Source organism: Actinomadura geliboluensis (genome assembly GCF_005889745.1).
Lineage (GTDB): Bacteria > Actinomycetota > Actinomycetes > Streptosporangiales > Streptosporangiaceae > Spirillospora > Spirillospora geliboluensis.
The window spans coordinates 23,223-35,130 of sequence record NZ_VCKZ01000034.1 but is presented as its reverse complement, the minus strand read 5'-3'; the positions used below and the strand labels follow the sequence as shown (position 1 = coordinate 35,130).

At 73.1% G+C, this 11,908-nt stretch carries 9 protein-coding genes; 1 reads left to right on the top strand and 8 read right to left on the bottom strand.

Annotation, left to right across the window (positions count from 1 at the left end):
- The 8 genes from ETD96_RS07815 to ETD96_RS07780 form a co-directional block, all read right to left on the bottom strand.
- Positions 1 to 1,331, bottom strand: a 1,331-nt coding sequence (locus tag ETD96_RS07815) for an ABC transporter substrate-binding protein (RefSeq protein ID WP_138635613.1), incomplete at its 3' end; no start/stop codon positions are given.
- 40 nt (positions 1,332 to 1,371) lie between these two features.
- Complete coding sequence (locus tag ETD96_RS07810; RefSeq protein ID WP_138635612.1) at positions 1,372 to 3,156, bottom strand: hydantoinase B/oxoprolinase family protein; 1,785 nt, start codon at positions 3,154 to 3,156, stop codon at positions 1,372 to 1,374.
- Between the two features lie 20 nt (positions 3,157 to 3,176).
- A complete protein-coding gene (locus ETD96_RS07805) occupies positions 3,177 to 5,231 on the bottom strand; it encodes a hydantoinase/oxoprolinase family protein (RefSeq protein ID WP_138635611.1) in 2,055 nt (684 codons plus the stop codon).
- Positions 5,228 to 6,538 (bottom strand): metal-dependent hydrolase family protein, encoded by a 1,311-nt coding sequence (locus ETD96_RS07800; protein WP_171068911.1) that lies wholly within the window; start codon positions 6,536 to 6,538, stop codon positions 5,228 to 5,230. The genes ETD96_RS07805 and ETD96_RS07800 overlap by 4 nt, the downstream gene beginning before the upstream one ends.
- Before the next feature lie 14 nt (positions 6,539 to 6,552).
- Positions 6,553 to 7,731 (bottom strand): NAD(P)/FAD-dependent oxidoreductase, encoded by a 1,179-nt coding sequence (locus ETD96_RS07795; protein WP_138635609.1) that lies wholly within the window; start codon positions 7,729 to 7,731, stop codon positions 6,553 to 6,555.
- Positions 7,728 to 9,167: an FAD/NAD(P)-dependent oxidoreductase gene (locus tag ETD96_RS07790; RefSeq protein WP_138635608.1), complete on the bottom strand. Its 1,440-nt coding sequence runs from the start codon at positions 9,165 to 9,167 to the stop codon at positions 7,728 to 7,730. Before ETD96_RS07790 ends, ETD96_RS07795 begins: the two co-directional genes overlap by 4 nt.
- On the bottom strand, positions 9,164 to 9,421 hold the full coding sequence (locus ETD96_RS07785) for a (2Fe-2S)-binding protein (RefSeq protein ID WP_138635607.1): 258 nt from the start codon (positions 9,419 to 9,421) through the stop codon (positions 9,164 to 9,166). The genes ETD96_RS07790 and ETD96_RS07785 overlap by 4 nt, the downstream gene beginning before the upstream one ends.
- A complete protein-coding gene (locus ETD96_RS07780; RefSeq protein ID WP_138635606.1) occupies positions 9,418 to 10,383 on the bottom strand; it encodes a dihydrodipicolinate synthase family protein in 966 nt (321 codons plus the stop codon). The genes ETD96_RS07785 and ETD96_RS07780 overlap by 4 nt, the downstream gene beginning before the upstream one ends.
- 173 nt (positions 10,384 to 10,556) lie before the next feature.
- Between ETD96_RS07780 and ETD96_RS07775 the strand changes: the two genes are divergently transcribed.
- Positions 10,557 to 11,612, top strand: a complete 1,056-nt coding sequence (locus ETD96_RS07775; protein WP_138635605.1) for a LacI family DNA-binding transcriptional regulator — start codon at positions 10,557 to 10,559, stop codon at positions 11,610 to 11,612.
- Positions 11,613 to 11,908 lie beyond the last annotated feature (296 nt).

The following is an 11,908-nucleotide window of genomic DNA, read 5'->3' as shown; positions in this document are numbered from 1 at the left end:
GGGTTGGGCGGGAAGGCGTAGATCATGGCCAGGTCGGGCGTGGTCTTGTTGCTCTTCAGCCGCTGCACGTGCTCGGGGTAGGTGATCGCTTCGAGCTTCAGCTTGACGCCGATCTTGGCCAGGTCGGACTGGAGCAGCGTCGCGGCCTGCTCCATCTCGGCCGTCGCCTTGAGGTAGGTCATCGTGAGGGTGACGTTGGAGAGCCCCGCGGACTTCAGCGACTCCTGGGCCTTTGCGACGTCGTGCGTCGGCTGCGGGACGGCGGAGTCGAAGCAGGCCATGGTGGACGGCAGCACGCCCGTCGCCTTCTTGCCCGCGCCCTTGAGGATCGAGGTGAGGTGCTGGTCGTACTGGTAGGAGGAGGCGATCGCCTCGCGCAGCGCCTTGTTCGACACCGGCGAGTCCTTCATCTTGAAGAACACGTAGAGCTGGACGTTGGTGTCGGCCTTGTCGACCTTGTAGCCGCCGTTGCCCTCGAACGACTTCCAGTCGTTGGGGTCGATGTCCATGGCGATGTCGATGTCACCGGCCAGCAGTGAACTCTTCTGCGTCGCGGCCTGCGGCAGGTACCGGAAGACCACGTCCTTGGCCTGGCCGGAGAAGCCGCCCCAGTACTTGTCGTACTGGGTGAACTTCGCCTCCTGGTTGGCGGTGTAGCCGGTCAGCCTGTAGGGGCCGGAGCCGGCGTCGGCGGTGGCGAGCCACTTCTGGCCCTCGTCGTCGCCCTTGTGCGACTCGACCAGTTTGGAGTTGAGCAGGTAGACGCGGGTCAGCGCCGGGATCATCGGCGCGTAGGCGCGGGTCAGCTTGATCGTCAGATGGGTGTCGTCGACGACCTCGGTGGAGTCGTACGGGGTCAGCAGCGACGCCACCCCGACCTTCAGCTTCTTGATCCGGTCGAGGCTGTACTGGACGTCGGTGGCGGTGAGCTTGGCGCCGTCGTGGAAGGTGACGTCGCCGCGCAGGGTCATGTCGATGGAGCGGCCGTCCTCGGAGACCTTCCATTCAGTCGCGACGCTAGGGACGATCTTGTTGTCCGCGTCGTACTTGACGAGGGTGTCGTAGGCGGGCCGGGCCACCTCGTCGACCGTCGAGTTGTCGGCCTGGGCCGGGTCGAACGTCGCGGGCGGCTCGTTCTCGGCGATGATCAGGGTCTGGGTGCGGGCGGTGGAGCCGCCGCCGGCACCGCCGCACGCGGCCGCGGCGAGGGCCCCGGCCGCGAGCACGGCCGTCAGCCGCAGCCCGGCGGCGCGCCCCCGGGCGCGGAGCCCGCCGGGGAACCACCTGGTCCTCGGTGTCGGCTCGCCGGCCGCAAGAGATGTGTGGAGCACGGGTCGTCTCCCCTTCGTGGACGTGTCCGGTCGGACGGGTTCAGGTGTCGTGCCGATCGGCGGGGGGCTGCGTCCGGCGCCGTTCGGCGCGGGCCGGGGTCTCGTGGTGGGAGCCGTCGGGGGCGACGATCAGGCCGTACTCGCGCTCGGCGGCCTCGGCGGTGACGTAGCCGTCCAGGACGTCGGCGACGACGGCCGCGGCGTCGCGGTCGAGCGGGTCGCCGTAGCCGCCTCCGCCGGCCGTGCGGTTGACGAAGCGGTCGTCGGCCCGCATCGTGGCGCGGTACATCCCGACGCGCTTCTCGCGGTCGGTGCCGGGCCACAGCGTCATGCCGCTGGGCTCGGGTTCGAGGCCGCCGTTCAGCGCCCACGGCCGCGTCTTGCTCTTCTTCTTCATCGACAGCACCTCGCCCTCGGCGAGGTAGCGGACCTCCCGCAGGACGCCGACGCCGCCCCGGTACCGGCCGGCGCCCCCGGAGTCGGGGATCAGCTCCAGCCGCTCATGGAAGATCGTCGACTTGTGCTCCAGCACCTCGATCGGGGTGTTGCGGACGACGCTCTGCGACGGGTGCTGCTGCGCGTTCGCGCCGTCGCGGTCGCGGCGCGCGCCCCACCCGATGCCCTCGTTGTTGCTGATGACGAAGTCCTCGCCGGTCCGCGGGTCGTGCCCGAGGGCCATGAAGCCCGGCTCGTCGCCGCCCGACGAGGCCGGGATGGAGTCGAGGACGTCCGCGAGCGCCTTGTGGATCAGCTCGAAGGCGACGATGCCGCTCCACTGGGTGAACGTCGCGGACGGGTAGACGGCGTGGAAGAAGTTGCCCGGGTCCGCCTTGATCGTCAGGGCCCGGTAGTGGCCGGCGTTGGACGGCTCGTCCGGCGTGGTCAGCTCCTTGAAGGTCGACTTGGCCAGGCTCTCGGTGGCGCCGATCGGGAGGTTCACCGGGCCGAGGACGGCGCCGTCGGAGCCGTTGAAGTCGACCTCCATCCGGTCGCCGTCGACGGTGACCTTGACCTCCATGCGGATCAGGTCGTCGGTGATGCCGTCGTCGTCGCAGTAGTCGGACGCGGTCCAGGTGCCGTCCGGCAGTGCCGCGACGGCCTTGCGGGCGACCCGCTCGCCGTGCTCGATGATCTGCTTGACGGCCTGGTCCACGACCTCGCCGCCGAACTTGTCCCACACCTGCGCGAGCCGGTTCTCCCCGGTGCGCAGCGCCGCGAGCTGGGCGTGGAAGTCGCCGATGGTCAGGTCCGGAAGCCGCGAGTTGAAGCGGATCAGCTCGACGATGTCGCGGACGACCTCGCCCTGGTGCACGATCCGCGTGCCCGGGAAGATCAGCCCTTCCTGGTGCATGTCGGTGGAGTCGAGGACGTAGCCGGGGGCCTTCGCGCCGAGGTCCATCCAGTGGGCGCGGACGGCCAGGTAGGCGGACGGCTCGGCGCGCCCGTCCCGGAACACCGGGGAGAACAGCATCGCGTCGTAGGAGTGCGCGCCGCTCCAGTACGGGTAGTTGAGCAGGTAGACGTCGCCGGGCGCGAGGTTCTCCCGGCCCACGTACTCGACGCCCTTGACGATCGCGTGGTCGTTCGCGCCGAGGAACGAGGTGATCCCGGCGGCCTCGGCCATCAGCTCCAGGTCGCCGTCGTAGATCGAGATGCCGAAGTCGAGGACCTCGTAGATCACCGGGTTGAACGCGGCCCGCACCAGCGTGCGGCGCATCTGCTCCCCGACGGAGACCAGGTAGTTGCGGATCACCTCGACGGTCGCCCCGTCGAGCGGGGCCGCTCCGCGCGCGCCCTCGGGGCCGCCGGGCGTCGTCGTGCTCATCGGACCATCTCCTGTCTGGCTCACTGGGCCGTCTCCGGGCTGCTCACCAGCAGGTGGCCGTGGACGTCCACGGTGAGCCGCTGGTCACTGAAGATCACCGTGGTGGAGGTGCCCTCCTCGACGATCGCGGGGCCGGGCACGGCGTGCCCGGGTGCGAGGGACGTCCGCTCGTACACCGGGAACGGCACGGTCTCGCCGGTGGCGACGTCGAAGGCGGGGCGGCTGTCGACCGGCTCGGGGTCGCCGGTGCCGCCGCCGGGCAGCGTGCGGAGCCCGGGCTTCGGCAGGACGCCGACGGCCCGCACCCGCAGGGTGAGGATCTGGCCGCCGTCGGGCATCGCGTGCCCGTACCGGGCGCGGTGCAGCTCGTGGAACCGCTCGAGGATCGCGGCGGCGTCGTCACCGGGCCGCAGGTCTATGCCGAGCGTGTGCTCCTGGCCGTGGTAGCGGACGTCCAGGCGGCGGACCAGGGTGCGGTCCTCCGGCTTGACGCCCTGGAGCGACAGCACCTCCTCGCCCTGGTTCTCCAGATCGGTGAAGGCCGGTTCCAGTTCGGCGAGGGTGTCGTCGCTGAGCGGCTTGAGCACGGTGGTGGCGAACTCGTACTCCAGGTCGGACATCAGCATCCCGAACGCCGAGAACGCCGCCGGGACCTGCGGGACGATGGTCTCGGTGATGCCCATCTCGCGGGCCAGCATCGGGCCGAGCAGCGGGCCCGCGCCGCCGAACGCCAGCAGCGCGAACTCGCGCGGGTCCAGCGCCCGCTCGACCGTGATCTCGCGGAGCGCGCCGACCGTCCGGGCGAGCAGCACCCGCAGGACGCTCGCGGCGGCCTGGGTCACGTCCACGCCGAGCGGGCCGGCGAGCTTGTCGGCCACGGCGGCGCGCGCCGCGTCCGCGTCGATGCTCATGTCGCCGCCGAGGAACGCCGCCGGGTCGAGGTAGCCGAGCACCAGCGCAACGTCGGTCACGGTCGGCTCGGTGCCGCCCGCCCCGTAGGCGACCGGGCCCGGGACGGCGCCGGCGCTCTGCGGGCCGACCTTGAGCAGGCCGTGGTCCATCCAGGCGATGGACCCGCCGCCCGCCCCGACCGTCCGGATGTCGAAGATCGGGATGAGCAGCGGGAAGCCGTCGATCGCGGCCTCGTGCACCTCGCCGGGAGAGCCGTCCTCGATCACGCAGCAGTCCACGCTGGTGCCGCCGACGTCGAACGAGATCAGCTTGTCCCGGCCCAGCTCGCGGGCCAGGAACGAGGCGCCGACCACGCCGCCGGCCGGACCCGACAGCACCGTCATCAGCGGGGCGCTGCGGGCCAGCTCGGCGGTCATCGCGCCGCCGCCCGAGCGCATGATGTGCAGCGGGCGGGTCAGCCCGGCGTCGCCGAGGCGCTCCTCCAGCGCGCCGATATAGTCGCTGAGGACGGGCCGGATGTAGGCGTCCAGGGTCGCGGTGCTGGTCCGCTCATACTCCCGGTACTCGCGGCTGATGTCGGTGGACACCGAGATCGACACGTCCGGGTGGCTCTCGCGCAGGATCTGCGCCGCGCGCCGCTCGTGCGCCGGCTCGGCGTAGGAGTGCAGGAAGCAGATCGCGATGGAGCGCAGCCCGTGCTCCTCGACCAGGACGCGGCCCGCCTCGCGGACGGCGTCCTCGTCGAGCGGCTCCACCTCGGCGCCCTGCGCGTCGATCCGGCCGGGCACGCCCGTCCGGTGCCGGCGCGGCACGAGCGGCGGCGGCGGGGCGTAGGCGAAGTCGTACATGTACTGGCCCGGCACGTTGGCCCGCGCGATCTCCAGCAGGTCGCGGAACCCGGCGTTGGTGATGATCCCGACGTCGGCGCCGCGGCGCTGCAGGATCGCGTTGAGCCCGAGGGTCGTGCCGTGCACGAACGCCTCGACGTCGTCCAGCCGGCCGGCGAGCCCGCCGACGGCGTCGAGGACGCCCTGCGCCGGCGCGTCCGGGGTGGTCGGGGCCTTGTGCAGCCGCAGCTCACCGGTCACCTCGTCGTAGGCGATGGCGTCGACGAACGTGCCGCCGATGTCGACCGCGAGGCGGGTGCGGTGCGAGGACGTCACAGGGTGCCTCCGGGGGTGTCGGCGGCGGCCCGGTCGGCCGGCGCGGTGGGAAGGTCGTCGCGGACGACGCGTCCGCCCTGCATGACGAAGGGGATGCGGCGCAGCGCGGACAGGTCCGACAGCGGATCGCGGTCAGTGACGATCAGGTCGGCGAGCAGCCCCTCCTCGACCGCCCCGGCCTTCCCCTGGAGGCCGACGAGCCGGGCCGCGTCGCTGGTGCCGCCGCGCAGCGCCTGCGCGGGGCTCAGCCCCGCCTCGGTGAGGAACTCCATCTCGCGGACGGCGACGACGGTGTCCTCGATGGGCTCGCCCGGCGGGTAGTCCGTGCCGGCGAGCATGGTGATCCCGGGTGCGTCCGGGTCCCGCGGGTCGGCGATGCCCGCCGCGACCGCCCGGCGGATGCTGGCGAGGTGGCCCGGCCCGACCTCCAGGGCCCGCTGGATCTGCCACTCGCTGAACGAGTGCTCGGCCATCCAGTCGGGGCAGCGGGTGACGCACAGGGTGGGGGTGAGGAAGACGCGCCGCTCGGCCATCTCCTTCGCGGTGGCGTCGTCCAGCTCGTAGGCGTGCTCGTAGCCGCGGACACCGGCCGCGAGCGCCTCGCGGATCGCCGACCCGGAGCCGGCGTGCGCGGTGACGTAGGTGCCGTGCTCCTCCGCCGCCCGCACCACCGCGCGCATCTCGTCGAGCGTCATCTGGGCGCCGGTGAACGACTCGCCCTCGTGCGCGATGCCGCCGGTGATGAACACCTTGATCAGGTCCGCGCCGGCGGCCAGCTCGGTGCGCGCGGCCGCCAGGAAGCCGTCGTGGCCGTCGGCGTACGAGCAGGCCGAGCCGTGGCCGTGGCCGCCCGTGGTCGAGACGGCGCGGCCGGCGCCGATGATGCGGGGCGCGTCCACCCACCCCTGCTCGACGCTGGTGCGGATGAGCAGGTCGGCGCGGTTCTGCTCGTGGACGCAGCGGATCGTCGTGACGCCGGCGTGCAGCGCGTCCTGGGCCCGCGACAGCGCCCGCAGCGCGGTCAGGCCCGGGTTCTCGGCCTCGTCGGTGGCGGAGAACGGGTACACGACCGACAGGTGCGTGTGCACCGAGATCAGGCCGGGCAGCAGGTAGCGGCCGCCGAGGTCGATGCGCTCGGCGCCCGGCTCCGGCGCCTCGGTGGTGATCTTCTGGATCCGGCCCGCCGCGACCGCGACGTTGGCGTCGCGGCGGATCGTCCCGCCGAGCACGTCGACGACATGCCCGCCGGTCAGCCAGAGGGTCCCCTCCCGCGGAATCGGCCGCCGTGCGGTGGTCGTTGTCGGCACCGCTGTCTCCTCTCTCATCGGGCCTGCTCGATCGGTGCGGCGGGCGCGGCGGGCTCCAGGAGCCGGTCCGGCCCGAGGTCGCGGACGTCGACCGGAGCCGGCTTCCCCTCGACCAGGCAGCGCAGGGTCTCGCCCCACAGCGGGGCGAACGTGAAGGCGTAGGTGCCTCCGGCGACCAGGAAGCCGGGGGCGCCCGGCACCTCCCCGATCACCGGCATCTCGTCGGGTGTGGCGGCCAGCGGGCCCGCCCAGGCCCGCAGCAGCCGGAGGTCCCGCACGAACGGCAGGACGCGGGCGGCCTGGGCGACATTGCCCAGGACACTGGACAGGCTGACCGGGCTGCGGCCGTCCGGGTCCAGCCGCAGCGCGGGCCAGCCGCCGCCGATCAGCAGGTTCCCCGCCGTGACCTGCTTGACCGACAGGCCCTCGCCGATGTGCTGGACGAGGTGCCGCAGCGTCTCCGGCAGCCGCACGGTCACGTGCATCTGGATGGCGACCGGCGTCATCCGGAGCCCGATCCCGGCGAGCGCGGCGATCTCCCCGAGCCAGGGCCCGGCGACGTCCACCACGTGCGGGGCCTCGACGGTGAGGTCTCCGGCGGTGACCCGCCAGCCCGATCCGGAACGTTCCACGGCCCGGACCGGGCAGAACGGGTGCAGCCGGGCCCCGTGCCGCACCGCCGCCGCCAGGTAGGCGGGGGTGGTCAGCAGCGGGTTGGCGTATCCGTCCAGCGGGCACCACGTGGCGGCGGTGACGGTGGGTCCGAGATGCGGCAGCGCGGCACGGGCGCCGTCGCCGTCCAGGACCTCGGTCTCGATTCCGGCCCGCTCCTCCCAGGCGCGCTTGGCGATCAGCTCGGCACGCTGCTCGGGCGTCTCGGCGATGGTGAACCCGCCGCTGCGGCGCAGTTCCACCGAGGTCTCCAGCTCCGCCTCGACCGAGTTCCACCGGTCGCTCGCGGCGCGCTGCAGAGGCAGGAACCGGGCGCTGTCGAGCGGGACCTCCTGCCCGGGCCGCCGGGTGTGGACGGCCTGAACGTGCAGGTTACCCGCTGTTGTGCCCGATCCCTCCCGGCCCGGCGCGCCCCGCTCGAGGACGATCACCCGGTGCCCGCCCCGGGCGAGGTGGAAGGCGGCCGCGCCGCCGAGCACCCCGGCACCGATCACGACCACGTCGGCGGTCAGCGCGCTCATCCGGCGCCCTCCCCCGCCCGGTCGGCCCGGTCAGCTTGGTCGCCGAGCTCGAGCAGCGTCTCGACGGGCACGGGCCGGACGGGCTGGCGCGCCGGGAAGACCGGGACGCCGCACGGTGCCCCGCCGGCGGACGAGGCGTCGCGGACGAGCCCGGCGACGGCGAATCCGCAGAAGCGGCCCTGGCACGGCCCCATCCCGGCGCGCGACCAGGACTTGGTGGCGTTGAGGTCCCCGCCGGCTCTCTCCACGGCGGCAGAGCGCACGGCGCCTGCGGTGACCGCCTCGCAGCGGCACACGATGGTGTCGTCTTCGAGGGTGGCTGCCAAAGCTTCCTGCAGCCGGGCCGGACTCGGGTACAGGGCGTCGCTGAGCGCGGTGAACCGGGTGAGCGCGCGCCCCTTGGCGGCGAGCCGGGCGATCTCCCGGGGGCCCGGCGCGGCCGGGTTCTTCTCCCGGATGAGGATGTGCGCGGCGGCCATCGACCCGCGCGTGCGCGCCTGGTGGACGCCGCCGATGCCGGCGGCCTCACCGACCACGTACACGTCTCGGCGGTTCGTCCGTCCGAAGACGTCGGTGACGGGTTCGGCGTCGCCGGTCACAGGGTCGGAGCTGATCTCGCAGCCGAACAGGCGGGCCAGGTCGGTCTGCGGCCGGAATCCGTAGCCGACGCAGAGGGCGTCGACGTCCAGCGTCCGCAGCGGGCGCGCCGGGTCACCGGTGGCGGCGAGCGCGACCGACGTGACGCGGTCCCGGCCGGCGGCCTTGGTCACCACGCGCCCTTGCCAGAGCGGAACCCGCGCACGGGCCAGGCGGGCCGCGTATCCCGCGAGCTCACGGAGCCGGGCGGGGTGGCGCAGCGTCGAGACCGCACGGACATCGGGCCTGTAGGGATGCCCTGCCTCGGCGATGCCGACCACGTGGGCGCCGGCGTCCAGCAACGAGCAGGCGACGGGCAGCAGGAACGGGCCCGACCCGGCCACCAGCACCCGGTCACCGACCGGGGTGCCGTCGGCCGCGGCCAGATGCTGGGCGAAGCCGGGCGTGGTGACGCCCGGGAGCTGCCAGCCCGGGAACGGATGGGTCCGCTCGTAGGCGCCGGTGGCCGCGATCACGTAGCGCCCGCGGAGCCGGACCGGGGTCCCGTCCGCGCCGGTGGCGAGGAGCGTGCGGCCGTCGTCGTCCATTCCCCAGACCAGGTGGCCCGTCAGGCAGTCGACGCCGAGGTCCCGCACGCGTGCGATCAGCCGGCCGCCCTCCGGACGGTGGTCACCGTGCTCGCGCAGTACGGCGGGCGACGGGCGGCGGTAGTACTGCCCACCGAGTTCGGGCTGCTCGTCGACCAGCGTCACGGTGAGCCCGGCGGCGGCCAGCCGGGCCGCCGCGGACAGCCCGGCCGGGCCGCCGCCCACGATCAGCACGTCACACGACACGGTCATCGGCGCGGTCCCGTCTCGACCGCCATGCCGGGCCGCACCCGGGTCAGGCACGCCCGCACGCCGGGCCGCCCGTCGACGGTGACCTCGCACTCGAAGCAGACGCCCATGCCGCAGAACGGTCCGCGCGGCTCACCGCTGACCGGGTTGTCCCGCAGCCGCCAGCGGCGGGCGGCGACGAACACCGCCGTCAGCGAGGTTCCCACCGCGGCGTCCACGGGTTCGCCGTCGATCGTGATCCTGGTTCCGGTGCTCACGGCCGCGCTCCGGCCTCGTCCGGCTCCTCGGCGAGGGCCTTGACCAGCCCGGACTCCTCCAGGACCGCACCGATCGCGTCGAGCGCGTCGCCCGTCACCGGCCGCAGCGGAGGACGGACGTGCCCGCCCGGCTGCCCGAGCAGCGCCATGGCGCCCTTGAGCTGCGAGATGGGCGAGCCGTACACGCCGCTGTAGTCGGGGCGGATGAGCCGTCCCGACAACCCGGCGTACCGGTCCACCCACGTGCGCGCCGCGGCGCCGTCACGTTGCGCGACGGCCTCGTAGTACGGGACGGCGAACGGCGCACCGAGCCCCCCGCCGTCGATGTTGCCGTCTCCGCCGAGCTCCAGCAGGACGGCCAGGCCGCGCCGGTGCAGGAAGCTGCCGAAGACGCGGACCTGGTCGGCGACCGCCTCGACCGTCGCGAGCATCCGCAGCCAGTCGCCGGTGCTGTCCTTGATCGCGGCGACCCGGGGAAGGTCCGCCAGCCGCCGGACGAGGTCCGGGTGGTCGCCGATGTCGACGGTGACGCCGCGCGGCCAGTTGTAGACCATGAACGGCAGGTCGGTGGCGCCGCTGACCTCGGCGAAGAATCCGAGGATCTCCTCGGCCCCGGGGTGGACGTACGGCGGCGGAGTCGCGAGCACGCCGTCGGCCCCCGTGTCGGCGGCGTGCCGGGCCAGCCCGATCGCCTCGGCCGGGGTGTACGCGGTGACGCCGACGACCACCGGAACCCGGCCGGCCACCTCGGCGACGGCGATCTCGGCCACCCGCCGGCGCTCGGCCGGGCTCTGGCTGAACCACTCGCCGGTGCTGCCGTTGACCAGCACGCCGTGGACGCCCTGCCGCACGTACAGCCGCAGCAGCGCACGCCAGGCGTCCTCGTCCAGGGCGCCTTCCGCGGTGAAGGGCGTGGGCGCCGCGGGCCAGTAGCCGTGCCATGAGACGTCGTCGCGATCCAAGATCTTTCCCCGAGTCTGTAGAGCTCATCCCACTGGGATCGGTTGCACAAGGTTGCGGGAGCCAGATCACGGATGTCAAGAGTGCGTCTGAACCTTTTCGGCCCGGTGCCCCGGGACATCGTCCTGTGGCATGATGACTCCGCCAGTGGGATCGATTGCAGAACCGGAGCACGATGAGCGTCACCCTGAAGGACGTGGCCGCCGCCGCCGGCGTGTCCCGCAGCACCGCCTCCCGGGCGCTGAGCGGCTCGTCCTTGATCGCCGCCGAGACCCGGGCCCTGGTCGAGGACGCCGCCCGGCGGCTGGGCTACCGGCCGAACCGTGCCGCCAGCTCGCTGCGGTCCCGGCAGTCGCGCCTGATCGGGCTCGTCGTCGGCAACCTGGTGAACGCCTCGTTCCACACCATCGCCGAGGTCGTCCAGCGCCGCGCCGCCGCCGAGGACTACCAGATGATGCTCTACATCACCGACGCGGACCCGCGCCGCGAGGAGACCATCCTCAAGACGCTCGGCGAGCACGGCGTGGACGGCCTCATCCTGATCGGCACGGGGTCGAACGCCGCCGCCTCCAACGCCTTACTGGCGAGCGGCACCGCCGTCGTCAACCTCATCCGCGGCGCCGCCGAGAGCGCCGCCCCGACCGTGCTGGCCGCCGACCGCGACGGAGCGCATGAAGCGACCCGGCACCTGCTCGACCTCGGCCACCGCCACATCGGCTACATCGGCGGCCCCTCGGACACGAACTCCGGCCAGGAACGGTTCGCGGGCTACGAGCAGGCCCTGCGCGAGCGCGGGCTGCCCGTGGACGAGCGGCTGATCGAGCGCGGCCCGTTCGAGCCGGCCTTCGGCTCCGACGCGACCGGCCGGCTGCTGCGCCGCGTCCCGGAGATGACCGCGCTGCTCGCGGCCAACCACGAAGCCGTCTTCGGGGTCCTGCCGGCCCTCGTCGCCGCCGGCGTCGGCGTCCCCGACGACCTGTCCCTCATCTGCTACGAGGACATCAGCTGGCTGCGCTGGTGGCACCCTCCCGTCACCGTCGTCGACAACGGGGCCCGGGAGCTGGGCGAACTCGCCATGGACCTGCTCCTCCAGCAACTGGAGCGCCACCGCGACAAGCTCCCCTCCACCAGGAACGGCCGCACCTACCGCGTCGGCGCCCAACTCATCCAACGCGGCTCCTGCGCCCCGCCACGAGACCACCGAACCTCCGAAAACCCGCCCCCGGCCTAACGTCCGGTCGGCGGCGTCGATGCCGCCGAGATTCCCGTGCCCGTGCGTGGGCGACCCCCGCCGTCCACGCTGCTCGGTGCGCGTGTTTTCCCACGCCCGACTGGCGATCCCAGCGCGTGTTGGGCTTCCTTCAGCCTGACCAGCCACGTCCTATATCCACCACCCGCCGCTACGGGCACCGACCTGCGCGGAGCTAGGTGCTGCCGTGCGGAGGTGAAGGCGGCCTGCCATGCAGGTCGCCGTCTTTGTCGTGGTCTACGCACACCTAGGGACACCCCCGGGGGTATTTGGCGAAT

Bases quoted from the DNA above. Each gene is read 5' to 3' on its own strand.
- ETD96_RS07810 (WP_138635612.1), bottom strand. From the start codon at position 3,156: ATGAGCACGACGACGCCCGGCGGCCCCGAGGGCGCGCGCGGAGCGGCC.
- ETD96_RS07795 (WP_138635609.1), bottom strand. From the start codon at position 7,731: ATGAGCGCGCTGACCGCCGACGTGGTCGTGATCGGTGCCGGGGTGCTC.
- ETD96_RS07790 (WP_138635608.1), bottom strand. From the start codon at position 9,167: ATGACCGTGTCGTGTGACGTGCTGATCGTGGGCGGCGGCCCGGCCGGG.
- ETD96_RS07775 (WP_138635605.1), top strand. From the start codon at position 10,557: ATGAGCGTCACCCTGAAGGACGTGGCCGCCGCCGCCGGCGTGTCCCGC.